The organism is Streptomyces sp. NPDC034103 (assembly GCF_055575395.1).
In genome coordinates, this window is the sequence record NZ_JBVISS010000028.1 from 1 (window position 1) to 17233 (window position 17233).

Genomic DNA, 17233 nt, shown 5'->3' on the forward strand with positions numbered 1-17233 from the left:
ACCCGATACGAAAAGACCGCCACCTCCTACGAAGCGGCGGTCACTCTCGCATCAATCCTGCTCTGGGCAAGATCCGTTTGAAGACGGACCCTAGTGCTCTGACCGGATAGACACCTCAGGTGGTCAACGTGTCAAGCTTCGGCGGCGAGTTCGGTCGGGAAGGCAGTGGGTAGTACCCGATAAGCGACAGTGATCTTTTCGATCCCCGATTCGCCACGATCGACGGCAGGGCCGAACTAGTTGCCGAGCGCGTTGGCCGGACCTCTGACCCACCTCCCGGCATCACAACCAAATCATGATCGCGACCGGATGCCCGCCCTCCAGCCCGGGACAGCCGGGCACTCGGCGTTTCGGCCAAGATCGCTCTCATCTCGGGCCAGTCCGGGCACGGCTCGTTGCATCCCACACGCCCCACCGCGCCCGTCCTTCTGCGGAAGTGAGCGCGTCTGAAAAACGTGCGTTCGAAGACCCTTCCGCCTCGTTGAGCCAGACAGACTCCAACAATCAACGCGACAGGAACGGGGTGGAACCGTTAGCCCCGGCACACGACAGCAGGCGAGGCGGGATCAGGCGAACCCCTCTCGGATTTCGGTGTACCGGGCTCTTGCCGCCCTCCTCCAACAGCAAGCTCCAGCTCGCGGTCCGGACGACGATCACGCCAAGTGGTCCAGCCCGTGCCCCGCATGTACCGGGCCCGTGTACTGCGAGGGCCTCCCGAATTATCCGAGGCGCGAGTTCGCATACCACGCCCGCCCGCATCTTTTTCCCCGGCCTTAGAGAGGTGCTGACATGCCGCCCGCCCGATCCGACATCCGCGCTCTCGTGCAGATGTACCTGACGCGCCATCCCTCCGAACACGGCGCGGTGGAGCCGTTGTTGAAGCTGCTCGAAGAGGCGCAGGAACCGACGAACCGCGCCACGATGCCGGCGCACATCACGTGTAGTGCCGTGGTGATCGACCGGGACCGGCGCGTGCTGCACATCCTTCACAGGGCGAGCGGCCTGGTCCTTGTCCCTGGCGGTCATCTAGAGCCGGGGGATCGCACGTTGCGTGCCGCGGCGGTGCGCGTGGTGGGCGAGGAGGCCGGGATCAAGGCAGGCGATCTGTGCCTCACCCCGCAGCTTCTCGGTGTCCCGATCGACATTGACTTTCACGACATCGGGGCCCGTGCGGACAGGGGAGAGCCGTCGCACCGGCACTACGACGTACGGTTCGGGTTCTACCTGGTCGGGGAGCATCCCGAGCTGGTTCTGCAGGATGCGGAGGTCGCAGGAGTCGAGTGGCGCGGATTTGACGCGGTCAGTTCCCCGACGCTGCGCGCCAAGCTGCTCGCTTCGGGGCTTGACGGTCGCCCGGAGGCGGTGAACGCCTCTGCGCTGATCTTCGACGATGCCGGCCGCTATCTGCTTCATCTGCGCGACAATCTGCCGGACATTTGGGAGCCAGGGGCCTTTGCCTTGCTCGGCGGCGGCAGCGAGCCGCAGGACGTCACGCTCGAGGACACGGTCCGGCGCGAACTCGGTGAGGAAGTCCCGGATCTTGTCATTCCGGACCTGGAGCCCTTCGCCGTGGAGTGGGCCTCCGGCACCGACGGCCTGTGCGTACCGATCCAGGTGTTCGCCGGCCGCTGGAACGGCGACCCCGACCGTCTGCGCCTCACCGAGGGCGTCTTGCTGCGCTGGTTCGCGCCCGAGATGCTGCACCGGCTGCGTCTGAGCCCGGCAACACGCGACCTGCTGCTCCGGCATGCGGCACAGCGCTCCGCCTTCCTCGGCCAAGACCCCTGCTACGAGCGGCGCAACGGCTCCGAGCAAGGCTTTCTCGTCGCCGACCAGGCGCCCGTGGGTGCCACCGTTCCGGGTCCGCGCACGGCAGGAGTTCCGCGTCTGGCGGTTCCGGCCGATGCGGGCGAGATCGCCCGTCTGCGGTCCGAACTCATCTTGTCCGAGCCGCTGGACGGGGACTGGCTGTCCATCTGCCGCGACCACCTCGCCGCGCGCCTTGTCCCGGGCGGGGACGCCCGGGCCTACGTCGTCGACGCCCCGGAGGGCGGGCTCGCCTCCTGTGCTCTCGCCCTTGTCGATGCCGTGCTCCCCGCTCCGCGGTATCCCAAGGGGCTGGCCGCGCGGATCCAGACGGTCGCCACCGTTCCCGCATGCCGCCGCCGCGGCTACGCCAGGGCCGCGCTGACGGCGCTGCTTGCGCATCTGGAAGGGGACGGCGTGACGCTCTACGAGCTGCACGCCTCCGATGAGTCCGCCCCGCTGTATGCCGCGCTCGGTTTCACCAGCGACCCGGCTCTGATGCGGATGACCCGGATCCCGTCCTCAGCTCCCACAGCCGCGCGCAGGACCTGACCGGCGCCGAATCCGAGCACCACAGCGACAGCCGATCACCACTTCATCGATCAGGAGCAGCTACGTGGCTTATGTCCGCCGGGACCAGTGGGACCAGCACTACGCGCAGGACCGAGGCTTTCGCGGGGTCGGTCAGGTTGAGAGGGCTCTGCTGGCCGAGCACGTTCCCGCGCCGGCCAACGGCCGGGTACTGGATGTGGGTTGTGGCACCGGGGAACTGGCCGCCTACCTGGGCGAACTCGGCTACCTCGTCGATGCCGTCGACTTCGCCGACAGTGCGCTGGACCGCGCCCGAGCCGAGCGGGCAGACGCGGTGGGCGTGCGCTGGCTGTGCCTGGACATCGCCCACGACGACCCGGCCGAACTGAGCGAGGACGGATATGACCTGATCACCCTGCGCCTGGTGTATCCCTTCCTCGGTGACCGGCAGCGGGTCATGCACACGCTCGCCGGGCGGCTGCGTTCGGGCGGCGCGATCGTGGTGATCACTCCCCTGGCTGCCGGCACGCCGGCTGACCGGCGCGACATCGCGCTGGACGAGGACGAGATCCGGGTGCTGACCGAGGGGTGGCAGACCGTGGAGCGGTTCGACGCCGAGGGCCTGGCGGTGCTCGTGCTGCGCGACGCCCTCGGGGAGTTCACCGCGGTGGAGAAGGAGGGGGTGCCGTCGGCGCAGGCGGTCGCCGGCGCGTGCATGGTGGTCACCGACGCCTTCGGACGGGTACTGCTCGGGCGCTCCAGCAGCGGTATGTGGGAGCTGCCCGGAGGCGGCGTCGAGCCGGGCGAGGACTTTCCCACGGCGGCGGTGCGCGAGCTGGCCGAGGAGGCCGGACTCAACTGCCGTATCCAAGACGCCCATCTGGTGGCCATTCTCCACGACGACCGGGGCCTTGTGCGGCGGCTGACCGGCGTGGTGCGCGCCGTCGCCTGGTCCGGTGAACCGGCCGTCCCCGAACAGGAGCGCCACCGGTTCGCACGGTGGGAGTGGCACGATCTGCACGCGCTGGCCGCTCTTGGCCCGGTCTTCTCGCCGTCCGCCCAAGCGCTGAATCTCGTGTGGCCGGGCGTGCTGGCGGGCCTGCCGCCCGTGCACGCCTATCCGGTGGCCGGCCGGCGGCCGCCGGTCGACGGCGAACCACCGCAGGCTGTGCGGCTGCGGCGCGAGATGACCGAACAGATCCTCCGGCGCGGATACCGCCTGTCGGCGCCGGTCCTGGAAGCTCTGCGGAGCGTTCCCCGCCACCGGTACGCGCCCGAGGTCCCGCTGGAGACGGCGTACGACGACGATCTCGCCGTCGTCACCCTCAGGAACGAGGAGGGGCGGGCGGTCAGCAGCGTCTCCGCCTCGTGGTTGCAGGGCATCATGATCGATGGCCTTCGCCCGCAGCCCGGGATGACGATGTTGGAGGTCGGCTCGGGCGGCTTCAACGCCGAGCTCCTGGCCCACGTCGTCGGCCGGCGTGGGCGCGTGGTCACGGTCGACCTCAACCCGTATGTGGTGCACCGCACCCGGCAGTTGACGGCCGAGGCCGGCAGCGGCCGTGTCACCGCGATCCTCGGCGACGGGACCCTGGGCGCACCAGACCATGTCCCCGCCGACGGTTTCGACGGCATGGTGATCACCTACAACGTGTGGGACCTCGCACCGGCGTGGCGTGAGCAGCTCGCCGAGGGCGGCTACCTCGTCGTGCCGCTGGAAATGCACGGCTATACCCGTGCGCTCGCCCTGCACAAGCGCGGGAGCGTACTTGAGGCGGGCCCCGGCGACTGGACGTACTGCGGGTTCATCCGCGACCGGGGATTCGCCGCCCGCACCACCCCCACCGTCGATCTGCCCGGCGCACTCCAACTCCGCTTCCCCGACGGGACCCCCGCAGATACCACCGGGCTGGACGATGCGGTGCGAGGGCCTCGCTACGAACTCGGCACGGGCGTGACGGTGGCCGACGGCGAGTCGTTCGAGACCCTGCAACTGCTCCTGGCCACCACGCTGGACGGATTCTGCCGACTCGCGGTGGACGGCGAGCGTGACGGCGGCCTGGCGGCAGTGCCGCGCGGCGCGGACGCGGCCGCCCTGGTTGGTGAAGGGTCTCTCGCCTACCTGACTCACATCCTGGTCAAGGACAGTGACACCCCGGCCGAACGCCGCAGCGAGTTCATCGTCCACGCCTTCGGCCCCGCCGGCGAAGGCCTCGCCCGGCGCATGGCGGCCCGGGTCCGTGACTGGGACAGCACCGTCCGCGCCGCAGGCTACCCCCACTTGACGGTGCACCCGGCCGGCACGGCGGACCAGGATCTGCCCGCCGGCCATGTGCTGGACAAGACCGACTCCCGGCTGGTCTTCCACTGGCCTGCCCTGGACAGCAACACCCCGGTGAGCACCACAGCCGGGGACCTGAAGGGCGCCGCAGACCCCCGCTGATCGTGTGGACCGCCCTTCGTGCGGTCACGCACTGCCTCCACGCCAACGAGCACGTCATCAGCACCAGCGGCCTCCCCCGCACATAGTCCATCACCGCCGTCCTCGACCGAATCGGCGCCCGGACCCGCATTCCCTCAAGGAGACACCACACCGTGCACAGCACTGTCTGGGACACCATCCACCGGCTCGCCCGCCGCTTCAACGAACACGACACCGCACTCGGCCTGGGCCAAGAGGAGCAGTGGGGGCTGCAAGTCCTCAAGATCGCCGAGGAGACCGGCGAAGCCTCCCAGGCGGTCATCGGCGCCCGCGGCACCAACCCCCGCAAAGCGACCGCTCCGTGGGAGGACGCTCATGCGGAAGTTGCTGATGTCGCCATCACAGCTCTGGTCGCTCTGGCCCGTATGCGCCCCGACGACGCCGCGGAGTACCTCGACCGGCATCTGGCCGCCAAGTCGGCGAAGTTCCTTTCCTCCACTCCTGCGGTCCCGGCTCCGACGGAGCGGGCATGAGCACCGGGCGGCCCGTGCCGCTGCGAGCACTGGGCCCCGGACGAGTACGGATCCGCCTGGGCGGTGCCGAAGGAGACTGTGCGTGACCGCTTCCGATGAACCACTCCCCCATACCGCCGTGTCCTCGGCGCCGGTGGCCGCCGAGGACACGGTCAACCGCGACCTCACCCTGTTCAACAACGGGCTGGCGGTCGGCGTGCTGGGCGGCGCGGTCACCTCCATCGCTCTGCCGAGCCTGGCCCTGATCACGCTGAAGGCTTCGCCGCTGGAGATGAGCGTGCTCTACGCCGCCCAGCGGTTCCCGCCCGCAGTGACGGCCCTCTTCGGCGGGGCGCTGGTCGACCGGCACCGCAAACTCGCCCTCCTGACCTGGGGCAAGGTGGTAGGCGGAGTCCTGCTGCTGTGCGTGCCGCTCGCCGCCTACCTCGGATGGCTGTCGCTGCCGCTGCTGTGTGTCGTCGGCCTCCTGCTCGCCGCCGTCAACGACATCTCCTCCACGGCCGGGATCAGCTATCTGCCCTCGCTCGCCCGCGGGGACAAGCTCACGTCCGCCAACTCGAAGATGGGGGCCCTGTTCTCCTTCACCGACGCCGCGGGCAGCTACCTCGCCTCCGGCCTGGTCGCGCTGCTCGGTACGAGCCGCGCCATCGTCGCCGACGTCGCCTCGTACTTCATCAGCGCCGTGTGCATGACGCGGATCCGCACGCCGGAGCCGCCACCGAGCCCGCGACCGGCCGACAGCACCCTGTGGCGGGAGATCCGCGACGGGCTGCGCTACACCACCAGGCACCCGGTGCTCTGGCCGCTGGTGCTGTCGAACACCGCCTTGTCGCTGGCAATGACCGCCTGGGATGTCCTCTACCTCATCTACGTGATCCGGGAGTTGCACTGGTCGCCGGTCGCCCTGGCCGTGGTCATGGGGTGCGCGAGCGTCGGCGGCGTCGTAGGCGCGCTGGCCGGCCAACGGCTCGCCCGCCCGCGCGGCACCTGGTGGGGCGTCGGCCCGCTCCTGCTGTGCGCGCTCGCCCTGCAACCGCTCATCCTGGTGCCGGTACTCGTCGCCAGGCCGGGCCTGCTGTGGCAGATCATCATCGGAGTGTGCGTCACCGTCCGGTTCGCCGGCGCGACCGCGCACGGCTCGACCCAGCGCTCGGTACGCCAAGGTGTATGCGATCCCCGTTACCAAGGCCGCCAGCAGTCGATCGGCACATGGGTGACATTCGGCCCACGGTTCCTCAGCGCCCTCGCCGCCGGGGCGCTCGCCTCCGTGATCGGTATCGGCCCGTCAATGGCCATCGCAGCCACCGCCACGGCCGGGGGATTCCTCGTACTGGCCCGCTCCCCCGTCCGGCGCCTTCGGACCATGCCGACAACCGGTGACGGATGAGGTCGCGACGGGTGGGTCGCCCAGCGCCCCGCACGCCGACGCTACCCGTGACGGAACGTCACCGGCACACGGTGGCACGCCTCAGCGTCACGACAATCGTCCCCAAGGGCCACTCACACGCATACGGGGGACACAGGACCGCACGGCCCCGGCACCACCCCGCCCCGCCCCGCCCCGCCCCGCCCCGCCCCGCCCCGCCCCGCATAGGAGAAGCGCTTGCCCACGCAGCGGCTCAACCAACTCCCGGACATTGTGCTGCGGCTGATCGAGAAGACCAGCGGCCCCGTCATCGACACCGGGACCGTCAGCGCCGGTCTCAACAGCGCCATCGCCGCCCGCGTACAAACCCCCGACCGGACCCTGTTCGTCAAGGGCCTGCCCCTGGATCACCCACGCGTGTGGACCCAGCAACAGGAGGCGGATCTCGGCCCGCATTTGAAGGGCATCGGGCCGGCACTGCACTGGCACATCGAAGAGGACGGCTGGAACCTCCTCGGCTTCGAGTACATCCAAGGCCACCACGCCGACTACACGCCCGCCTCCCCCGACCTCCCAGCCATCGCGGCCACGATGACCCGGCTGGCCGCCCTGCCCACCCCTCCCCTCGAACTGAAGTCCATGGCGCACCGGCTCAGGACCTACGTGGATGATCCCGCAGACCTCGCCTGGTTCGACGGCGACAGCCTCCTGCACACCGAGTGGAACCCCCACAACATCCTCATCACCCCCGGCGGAGCGCTCCTGGTGGACTGGGGATGGGCCTCCACCGGCGCCCCCTGGATCGACCCCGCCCTCTGGCTGCTCTGGCTCATCGCCCACGGCCACACCCCCCAGCAAGCCGAAACAGCAGCAGCCGCCCATCCCGCCTGGCAGCACGCCCCCGCCCAAGGCCTGAACGTCCTCGCCCACGCCCAGCACCGACTGTGGGACTCCATCGCCGCCCAAAGCCCCGACAACTGGGCCGACCCCATGCAACACGCCGCCCACGTCTGGCACCAACACCGCCAAACACCATCCTGACCCCACACCCCTCCAACACCTGACCCCACAGGACACTTCGGGGCTCACAATTAGCGCCACGCGAATGACGCGACCTTGATCGGGCCGCTCCGCAAACTCCGCTGCTCGACGACCCCGACAAGCTCAATGTCGACCCCGCCCCCGGCAAGATCCGACGCGGCCTGCTGCGATACACACTCTCCCTTGAGCAGTTCACGCACCGCTTGGCCGCCGAGTGGCTGACCTACCGCCACCTCTGCCAGCTGCCGGATGTCTGTCAGCAGGACTCGTCGTCCTTGACCGCGAACAATGTCACCGGCGTGTCCGTGGGGTGCGTGCCGGCATCGGGCTCCTGGCTGCACACCGTCCAGTTGCGGTCATAGACCTGGAGGCGGTTCTGGCCGCTGGCGTCCTGGTCGTCGAGGACATAGAAACCTGCGGGCTGCGCTTCGTCCTGGGCGGCCTGAAGGTCCTTGCCGACGAGGTCGGGCAGCGTCGCGGACTCCGCCTCAGGGGCAGGCTCAGACGCGGAAGTACGGCCGGAAGTGTCCGGGTCCGTGGTGTCGGCGTCCTTCGTCGGGTCCTGGGTTTCCTGCACGGCGCTGTCGGTCTTGCTGGGGCTGGTGTCGTCGCCGGCGTCGCAGGCGGTGAGCGTGAGCAGTGCAGCGGCGGCGAGGGCCGCGACGATGGTGCGAGTGCACATGTGGTGTCCCCCTGCGGTGATGCAATCTGAAAGAGCATCATGCGCAGCACGGAGAGGGCGTAGAGGTGGAGTGGCGTTCCTGTGACACGAATGAGTGCTCGTTGCGTCCGTGTCCGAGCGTGCCGGAACTGGCTTCACGATGCGGCAAGATCGTGCAGAATGCGACTACGGGCGCGCTGCCGGCCGGAGCAGGCAGTAGTGCCAGTCCGCGTCCTCGTGCGGCGAGACCCCCGTCTGGTGCGCGCCTTCGAACGCTGCAACGCCAGCGCCGAGGTGTTGGCCTAGTGGTCGATGACGAAACCGTTGTAGCAACCGTCATCATGGGCGCAGACCGCCGTGGCCTCTTTGCTCGACCACGCTGGCGGCTCGGGGGTTCGGGGGCTCGAGAGATGTAGCGGACACTCAGCTTCTGACGATTAGCCCCGATCACGATTGATCAGTGACGCCTCGGTGGATCTTTTCGTGGCTTCCCCATAAACGTTTCCGACAGCGGGGCCATAACATAGTGGTTAGCAGTTGGCAATTCCGGCCAGCTTGTAGACGGAGCTGACGTGAAGGGCAAGTGCAGCGGCACCTCACACTCCGTGTCCGTGCAGCCATTCCCATGAATGGTAGGTAGCGAAAAGATGTCGGAACTAATTGATTCATCGGCGATGAAATAGGCCACAGGAAAGAACTTCAGCAAGTCGCCGATGGCGAATTTTCCGCCGTCAGCAGCAGCAACCGCTAGACCTCTCATTATCACTTGCCTATCGTCCGGAAATGGCCAATAGTATACTTTCACACACTCGGGCCAGGGGAGTGACTCGTCAAGGAAATAGCGCCTCAGTTCTTGGTGGAACTTGCCGCCTTTTTGGTCAGGGTGAACGTCTCCCGTGGAGGCCGCTAGCAAGTGTCCGATAATACCCCGAAGCAGGTAATGGGTTCGAACGGTAAAAGTCAACGTTCGCGGCAACTCAATACCCGCCACATAATGAAGCCGAGCAAGCCTTCCCACAGCCCGGGAAACTCTCATGATCTCCGGGTCATACTTGCGCCCTAGGAGCGAGTTATTGCAGTGTCCGCACAGCGTTCGAAACTTTACCCCATTCTGAGAAAGGGTCCTTTTATTACCTCGCCCCGGGGTTACGTTATCCCCGACTCGATTAACTCGTCCCGATGCAACCTCCTCAATCCACTCAGCCAGGGAGCGAATTTCGACGGGCTGCAGTTCGATGCTCCCCTTCGGGGGAACATGATCATAGGTTAAAGGCCCATGAGTTCCACAAATCTGGCATGCCCCTATGTGCTTGTTGCGTGACTTGGAAATACCGACCCCCATACGCCATAGTGCAACTAAAATCTGCACCCGGTCGACCACAGGATACCGTTTGGCATGTTCCGTCTTCGCGTTTTGCCCGATTGGGACGATGTCCGATGCCACGGGCGCAGGCGAGCTCGGCCAGCGGGACCTCGTCAAGCCGCGGCCCCACGCCGACCTCGTTCCAGTCCCGCAGCCGTTCGGTGTCCCCGTTCGCGGTGATGCCACAGGCATATCTGTGGCACCGGCTTCGGCCCGTAGGCCGCCGCCCGCTCATCCACGCCCACCCCACAGCCGCCGGGATCGCGGCGGCCGCGATCTAGCGGGCCGTCATCAGGTCCCGTCATTACACCCCGGAGCACCTGCTCCACATCCTCGCCGACGAGGTTCTCTCCCGGAGCGAACCCGAGGAGGCGTTGGAGATCCTGCTGAATCGCTGCGGACGAAGCACCGACCGGTGGGCAGCGCTCGTCACCGCGATGATTTTCGAGTACGACGCAGAGAAGATCTTCTTCACAGCCACGCGTCCACCTCCGCCGAGGTCGCGTCCGTCATGAAGACCGTCCCCATGGGAGGAATGTCGGGTTGCCGGTGCCCGAGTGGGGGCGCGTCACCGGCAACGCCCTGGTTGGTGGCCAGCACCTGGACCGCGTCGTCGCGAATTCTGGCGAGGACACTGCAGGTGACCGAGAACCCGGTGCTGAGCTCCTCGACCTGGGCTCTGATCGTCTCGGCGAGGTGGGCCGCCTGGATGAGCTCCGGGTCGGGCGCGGCGACGAAGGACCCGGGTGAGAAGCGCCCGTAGCCGCCCTGGAGGAACAGCAGCGGCAGCGTCGACCGTTCGACAGCGAGACCGTGCACCCGGCCCAGGACGATGAAGTGGTCCCCCGCCTCGCGGACCTCCTCGAAGGTGCACTCCACCCGCGACACCGCGCCGTCGAGGATGGGCGAGATGTCTGCGGACGTGGTTGGTGAGTAGCACCGGGCTCTTGACCTAGGCAAGCAGGGTGGCGTACGCCCTGTGGGTCGTTGCGTCGACTCACAGGCTATGTACGCCGTGATCTGCACTAACAAGTACGCCCGGTGCATAGAATCGGCCGTACACGCAGTCGGTGGTGTGCTCGCGCTTCGTTCTGCTCGATGAATGTCCCGGAAATTCCGAGTCGTGGTTCCTCTCGCGCTGTTTCGGTGCCTTGCTCGACCACGGGATCCGCGGTGTCGTCTCATTCGCCGACCCCGTCCCGCGCCGGACTGCCTCCGGCGTGCTGGTGATGCCCGGGCACGTCGGGACGATCTACTAGGCTTATGCAGGTCCGGACTCGTCTTTGTTACGTTCGCTCGTCCAGCCACTGGTCCAGATCGCCTAGCTCGGCGCGGACATCGCATCCAGTCTTCGGCCGAGGCAAGTCCGGACGGGTGAAGAACACCCGCCACCCCAGCACTCCCGTCTCTCTGCTGCACTGCGAGAAGGGCGGCTAGGCGAGGATTAGCCGGCCGCCGTGGCGTGCCGCACGTGGCGTACGGCAAGGTCAGCTCCCCGTCCCTCCGACATCTGGCGGGGGGCATCGACTCTCCGGGCTTGTGCTGGGTCTTGGAGGATCAGGTGATCCGAATCCCGGAGTTGGCGTCCCCTCCTGCCGCTTGTGCGTCTCCGGTGTCGTCGGCCTGGACCACGGTGGGCGCAGAGGTGCCCGGTGCAGTGATACCCGTGTTGGCTTGGCCTTGCTGACTCGCGGCTGCCCTACCGGTTCGCGATACCTTCCAGCCCGATCCCGGTGATGAAGTGCCGGGCAGAGCCGCCCACACTGAGATCCCGACAGCCGCCACCGCCGCCAGAGCAGAGACGACCACTGCCATCTTGTTGGCATCGTCCCAACGCACTACTGCCAGAACAACGCCCAGCACAGCAACTGCTGAAGCTGTCGCAATCAAGGCCACCCGACGCGCACTCATGTGGTCACCCTCCATCGGCACCCGCCATCGGGGTGGCAACGAGATCGGACTGTTCGTCTTCGATGAGACGTTGCACCGTGTGCACCGTCACTTCGGGCGCATATCGGGCAAGGAAGGGCAGGAGAAGATGGAAACCAGTTGTGTGCGCCAGCGCGTGGGCGAAGAGCTGCCTGGCTCGCTGCGGCCCAGAAACCTCAGCTACCGAGGCCAGAGCGACGCCAAGGTCCGGCAGCGTATGCAGAGACACGGCCAGCCTATCGGCTTCATCCAGATCACCCAGCGCCGCAAGCGCAACGGCGACCGAAGCCAGTGCACGATTCTCCCAGTACGTGCCTGACTGCTCTGACCGGGCGAGGGCCTCTGCCTCCTCAGTGAGCGCCCGAGCCTGCTCCAGCGCACCGGTCTGGGCGTACCCGGCGGCCACTACAGCGAGGGTCCGTGCCTGCTCCAAGGGCGACTCGATGGTGCGGCAGATCTCCTCCGCCATGTCAGTCCGCCCTGCCTGGCTCAGATGTTCAGCCAGATCCCCCAGCGCCATATCCTTGTACTGAAAATCTGTCCCGGAAACGAGGCGACGCGCGCGTGCGAAGAGCTCATCCGCTTCGGTCGCAAGGCCCAGGCCGGCGAACGTCTCCGCGAGGGCGGACAGAACGCGGGGGCTCCAATGTTCATCATCAAGGGAAGGCAGAAGTTCAACTGCGGTATGGGAGATCCGCTGGCACTCAACGGCATTGTCCATCAGTGCCCAGACTCGAGCCAAGCGTTGAAACCCCCATATTTTCGAGGCGGGATTGCCGACGAGCATCAGGATGGCTTCTACACGGGCTGCCAGGTCTGACGCCAGGGAGTGGGCTCCTGTCAGCGCGAGTGCTTCGGCGTAGGCGACGAGTTTGCGTGCTCGGTGATCGGGGTCGGTTTGTCCGTGCAGGCTGCGCGTTGCCAGCAAGGCGCAGCGCCGGGCGCGCTGCAGGTCCGATTCTTTGAGAGCCGCCCAGCCGACTGCGCTATAGGCCGTCGCTCGCTGGGCCCAGTCAGGGATGGTGGCCGCGATCTGCTCGGCCGCAGCATGATCATGCAGCCCGGCGAGTCTTTGCGCAAGGACGCTGAGGCAGGCGGAACGGATCTCCTCCGTGCCCGTGGTCAACGTGTCTGCAAGATTGCGGACTTGCTCGGCATCCTCCATGAGCGCCGCTCGTGCCGCGAGAACAGTCGACTCAACGGCTCCGCTCGTCGGCCGTGCAACCACCCGCCACAGATCCTCGGCGCGTGCTGAATACGCGAGTGCGTTCCAGCATTTGGCGACGAGCATCAGGATGTTCGTCTGCCCGATGGGATTGCCCTGGACGGCCCAGCATGCTGTCTCAGCCTCTGCGGTGATCTGTGCCGCCCGGCTGGTCTGCCCGGCCTCGATCAGTGCCTCGGCAAGGGTGGCCAGGGCGTGCGCTGCCCAGATGCCGCCGACTTCGACAGCTGCGGTCCTCGCCTGCTCAGTTACTTCCTCAAGGCCGCCGGGATCCTTGAGGTCTGCTGCCATGCGCACCAGGCAGGCCCGAGCGTCTGCGGTCACCCGAGGGTTGTCTTCGTCTTCCACGCCAGCGGCGAACATCTGGCGGAGCTGCTCGGCACGCGTAGAGTGCCCTTCCTTCGACAGAACCGCCACCAGCTGCGCGATCCCTTCTCCGAAGGAGGCGATGGGCATAAGTGATCCGGCGAGGGAATCGGCGCGATCACTCTCTCCCAGAGCCGCCCACAGAGCTGGCAGATGTGGGGGTATCTGGCGATTACGCCAGAACAGCCGGTCCTTGGCAGCCGCCGTGTGCAGCATGACTGCCAGATCCGGGGCATCCTGGGCCAACAGACAGCTGTGGATGGTGCCGATCTCACGGAATGCGGCTGCGTCGCCCCCATTGAGGGCGAGCATGCGGTCCTGGCGCATCGGGTCCGTGCTGAGCTTGGCCATCCGGTCGATGTCGCCCTGCGCATACAGCAGCCGGTGGTAGCCGTCGAGGAGGTACTCCGGCGTAGACTCAGGCCAGCGCATCCCGCGATAGCGGTCAGCCCACTGATGGATCCGCTCACTAAACGCCGACAGCTCACGCTCGCCCAGCGAAGCGGTAGCAGTTTGCTGCAATTCCTCGTGGGCAAGAACAAGCAGCGGCAGGCCCCCTCGCCCCATCCGGCTGGCGAAGGTTCTGCCCGGAGCGGCACGTAGCAGGCGGCGCACCTTCCAGGGGGCCACCTGAGTCAGTTCGGCGAGGTCGCCCTCGCTCAACCCACCTCCCGCGGCAGCAACAAGACCGAGAACGTCGTGCCCGATTCCCTCGTCGTCGAGCAGGTGGATGAGTTCGCGTTCCAGATCATCGCGAGCGAGCAGAGCATGGGGCGATGGCTCAAGCCGGCGCACCGTGCGTGCATCGCGCAGCGGATGCCTCTGCGGGACGTCGGCCGGCACAGGAGGATGAGGCCTTCCCGACACGACGATCCGCACGTTGGGCGGAGCGACCGCCGGAAGCATGGCAGCGATGCTGTGCGCGTCCGGCCCGACCTTCACCCCCCGATCCTCGTCCAGACCGTCCACCAACAACACCAGCCGCACACCCTGCACTGCGCAGGCTGCGCCCGCGTCCTTCAACAACTGTCCGAACCAACGCTGCTTCGCCGACGGCTCAAGAACGTGCGGCACCGGCTGCTCCGCCGCCTCGGCGAGTTGCTCCAGCACCGCATCAAGAAAAACGACCCAGTCGCTCTGCCCGGCCCAGCGAGCCGTGACGAAGAACGACACCACCTTCACTCCGGGCGGAGGAGAGAGGGCGAAAGAAGCCATGAGGGCCGACTTTCCCGCCCATGCCGGCGCTTGCCACCAGGTGTACGCATCACCACGTTCATCCGTGCAGAACGCCGATAGGTCAGCCAGCTCCTTCTCCCGCCCCACTAACTCCCAGGGAAAGATCTTCTCGACCTGCTCACGGTAGACAGAACGCGCCGGGGTGAGCACCCCGGTGAAAACCACATCCCCATGGTGCGTACCAGAGTTGGCGTAACCGCCGTTCGCGGTCGCAGCACCAGTGCGTGAGGCAGTGATCCTCGGATGAGCAGCGATGGTGACACACCCCCCGGGGCAAGGACACGGGCCGCTGACGACGCACCGTCTCGTACACGAGCGACCATACCCATGCGGCTACGGCCGCAGACTGCTCCGGGCCGTCTCGATACAGTCCGGCTCTGGCTTCTAAGCCCGGCTAGGCCAGTACTGAGACGCTGAGCCGCGGACAACGGAGAGGTCTGAAAGGCCTTCATAACACGGCGACAAACGCCGTGTACGCCGGCCGGGCCACCGCACGGACGGTCAAGATCCGGCCGGACGGCACCGTCTTCCACGCCCGGGCGGCGCAGAAGATCCGCCGTCGGGGGCAGGGCTATGAGTACGCCACCGCCCAGCTCGTCGCGCTCGGAGTTCCGCGGCCGTGGCCGGGCTGCGACCCGGCCCTGTGGCTGCGCGACGCCCTGGTCGCGGTCGGCGCCCGCAATATCCGACACCGCGGAGCGCACCGCTTCTGCGGACAGTTTTGATGTGTTGCCGCTCGTCGCTGACGCTACCAGGACAAGGCGCCCGCGACCGATGAACGCTTTGTAAAAGCGTCCTGTCGTCCGCGAGTTTTGCGCGAGGGATCGTGTGGCACGGATGGCTTCAGCGGCGCTGCCACCCGGCACGTGTCAGCGTTTGACGCGGTTGCGGATGGCCAGGACTGCCAGGCCCAGCAGCACGGGCTCGGTTATGCGGGAGCCCATCTCGATGTAGGTGCCGGCAGTGGTCAGGTCCTGGCCTGCAGAGCGGAACACCACCGAGTTGAGCGTGACGTTCAGGGCCGTCTCGAAGCGCTTCCCGGTGAACCTGTCCCGGGTGGGGTTCTGCGGGACCCGCTTGTCGATCTCGAAGGTGACCTTGCCGCCGCCTGGGGGTACAGTGCCGGTCGCCTCTTGTTTCGGGTCCTCCTTTGGGAGCCCGACACCCATCAGCAGCACGACGGTGACGACCATGGCGGCTGCCAGCCAGCCCAGGGCACGCACGGCGCGCAGGCCGTAGCCGGACAGCATCCAGTAGGCGTGAAGCAGCCTGCGTTCGGCGCGGGGTGTGCCGGTGCGGTCGTGGCGGCGCATCTCCATCTCCCCGTAGTAGAAGTCCGCCGCCCCCGGCTCGTTCTTGGCGTCCTCGAGCGCCTTGCGCAGAGCTCGGTAGACCGGAGCCAGCTGCGCCGGCCCGGCGTGGCCGGCGCCGAGCACCGCCTCGTTCCAGCCCCGTCCAAATGTCGGCTGGCTTGCGCGCCAATGGTGTTCTTCGGCAAGGGTTCGGCGTTCGGTGAACCGTACTGGGAGCCAGTGCCGCCAGTGGCTGTCGGGGGCCTTGCCGAAGGAGCAGGCACCCTCCAGCCGCACCTGGTCCAGATGCACGGTCCCAGTGAACAGGCACCCCGATAGGTCAACATCGGCGATGACCAAGTGGGCCGCATCGACTCCACGCAGCGATGCCACTCGTACCGTAGCGGCGGACAAGTAGGCAAGAGCGTGTTCCTCAACCATCCGTCCGTCGGGGAGTACAAATGAGGTGGCTTCCGAAGCGATCGTGAGGGGGTACTCGAAGACCGCGTGGCCGAGATCCACGGTGGCGTAGCGCAGACGCACCTCAGCCGTCGACGACCAACGGGTCTGTGTACATTCCAGGCGGCGCGCGGCGATCCAAAGGGTCACTGGACCGTCGAACACCGCTTGTGACACAGTCACCCGTCCGGCGCACACCAACGGCCCGAGGGAGAGCGCCCTCTCGAAGGCGGCACCGCCGAAATTGGCGTTGCTTTGGAAGGTCGCGCCACCGAAATAGACGCCGTCCTGGAAGACCGCCCCACCGAACCCGGCGTGGCCCTGGAAGGTAGCGTCGCCGAACCCGGCGTAGCCCTGGAAAAGCACCGCTCCGAAATCCGCGTAATCCCGGAAGGTCACCGAGTCGAAAGAGGCGCCGGCCTGGAACGTCAGCGAGCCGAAGCCGGCCCAACCATGGAAGGTCGCCGAGTCGAACACGGCGGGCCCGTGGAAGGTCACCGCACTGAAGCCGACGGGCTCTTGGAAGGTAGCCGACTCAAACCAGACACCGTCCTGGAACGTTGCCGAACTGAAAACGGCATGGCCCTGGAAGGTCGCCGACCGGAAATCTGCGGGCCTCTGGAAGACCGCCCCCTCGAAATAGGCGCCGTCCTGGAAAATTGCCGAACCGAAGCATGAGGAGTCCTGAAAGATCGCCGAGTCAAACCGGGCGAAGCCAAGGCGGGAGCATCCAGTCGCGGGGTCATAGAGGGCGTTGAGCAGTGCGTCGACGAGGGGTTGGGTGAAAGGGGTGTCGCGGTGGTCAATGCCGGCGCCAGGGGTAAGGGCAGACAGGTAGGCGTCTCGGTCGGCATCTGCAATGTGGGCGAGGCATGCGGCGTGGCCAGCGACTTGGACACCACGGCAGCCGATCGGGCTCTCCGAGTTGGCGCCGTGGCCACAATGGGCCCAGGCGGGAGGAGTTGTGGACGAGGCCGGGCTCATCTGTGACATACCCGGAAGA

Annotated in this window: 10 protein-coding genes; 6 read left to right on the forward strand and 4 right to left on the reverse strand. The window is 67.1% G+C overall.

What is annotated here, in order from left to right; genetic code table 11:
* Window positions 1-789: 789 nt before the first annotated feature.
* The 5 genes from ACZ56U_RS38845 (at window position 790) to ACZ56U_RS38865 (ending at window position 7699) form a co-directional block, all read left to right on the forward strand.
* Window positions 790-2358 (forward strand): NUDIX hydrolase, encoded by a 1569-nt coding sequence (locus ACZ56U_RS38845; protein ID WP_469088653.1) that lies wholly within the window; start codon window positions 790-792, stop codon window positions 2356-2358.
* Between the two features lie 64 nt (window positions 2359-2422).
* Window positions 2423-4780 carry a methyltransferase, FxLD system gene (fxlM, locus tag ACZ56U_RS38850; RefSeq protein ID WP_469088654.1) on the forward strand — a complete coding sequence of 786 codons (2358 nt, stop codon included), beginning with the start codon at window positions 2423-2425 and terminating at the stop codon, window positions 4778-4780.
* 152 nt (window positions 4781-4932) lie between these two features.
* A complete protein-coding gene (locus tag ACZ56U_RS38855) occupies window positions 4933-5292 on the forward strand; it encodes a MazG-like family protein (protein ID WP_469088655.1) in 360 nt (119 codons plus the stop codon).
* Between the two features lie 82 nt (window positions 5293-5374).
* Entirely contained in the window at window positions 5375-6679 is a 1305-nt protein-coding gene (locus tag ACZ56U_RS38860) for an MFS transporter (RefSeq protein WP_469088656.1), read from the forward strand.
* A 216-nt stretch (window positions 6680-6895) separates the two neighbouring features.
* Window positions 6896-7699 (forward strand): protein kinase family protein, encoded by an 804-nt coding sequence (locus tag ACZ56U_RS38865; protein ID WP_469088657.1) that lies wholly within the window; start codon window positions 6896-6898, stop codon window positions 7697-7699.
* A 256-nt stretch (window positions 7700-7955) separates the two neighbouring features.
* Here the strand turns inward: ACZ56U_RS38865 and ACZ56U_RS38870 are convergent, their stop codons facing one another.
* The 3 genes from ACZ56U_RS38870 to ACZ56U_RS38880 form a co-directional block, all read right to left on the reverse strand.
* Window positions 7956-8381 carry a PASTA domain-containing protein gene (locus ACZ56U_RS38870; protein ID WP_469088658.1) on the reverse strand — a complete coding sequence of 142 codons (426 nt, stop codon included), beginning with the start codon at window positions 8379-8381 and terminating at the stop codon, window positions 7956-7958.
* Between the two features lie 1813 nt (window positions 8382-10194).
* A complete protein-coding gene (locus ACZ56U_RS38875) occupies window positions 10195-11247 on the reverse strand; it encodes a flavin reductase family protein (protein ID WP_469088659.1) in 1053 nt (350 codons plus the stop codon).
* A 391-nt stretch (window positions 11248-11638) separates the two neighbouring features.
* Window positions 11639-14644, reverse strand: coding sequence for a hypothetical protein (locus tag ACZ56U_RS38880; protein ID WP_469088660.1), 3006 nt, complete (start codon window positions 14642-14644; stop codon window positions 11639-11641).
* Between the two features lie 305 nt (window positions 14645-14949).
* Between ACZ56U_RS38880 and ACZ56U_RS38885 the strand changes: the two genes are divergently transcribed.
* A complete protein-coding gene (locus ACZ56U_RS38885) occupies window positions 14950-15204 on the forward strand; it encodes a hypothetical protein (protein WP_469088661.1) in 255 nt (84 codons plus the stop codon).
* Between the two features lie 144 nt (window positions 15205-15348).
* Here ACZ56U_RS38885 and ACZ56U_RS38890 read toward each other — a convergent pair whose 3' ends face one another.
* Complete coding sequence (locus tag ACZ56U_RS38890) at window positions 15349-17214, reverse strand: pentapeptide repeat-containing protein (protein WP_469088689.1); 1866 nt, start codon at window positions 17212-17214, stop codon at window positions 15349-15351.
* Window positions 17215-17233: the final 19 nt, after the last annotated feature.

Bases quoted from the DNA above. Each gene is read 5' to 3' on its own strand.
- ACZ56U_RS38870 (WP_469088658.1), bottom strand. From the start codon at position 8,381: ATGTGCACTCGCACCATCGTCGCGGCCCTCGCCGCCGCTGCACTGCTC.
- ACZ56U_RS38890 (WP_469088689.1), bottom strand. From the start codon at position 17,214: ATGAGCCCGGCCTCGTCCACAACTCCTCCCGCCTGGGCCCATTGTGGC.
- ACZ56U_RS38875 (WP_469088659.1), bottom strand. From the start codon at position 11,247: ATGCCCCCCGCCAGATGTCGGAGGGACGGGGAGCTGACCTTGCCGTAC.
- ACZ56U_RS38845 (WP_469088653.1), top strand. From the start codon at position 790: ATGCCGCCCGCCCGATCCGACATCCGCGCTCTCGTGCAGATGTACCTG.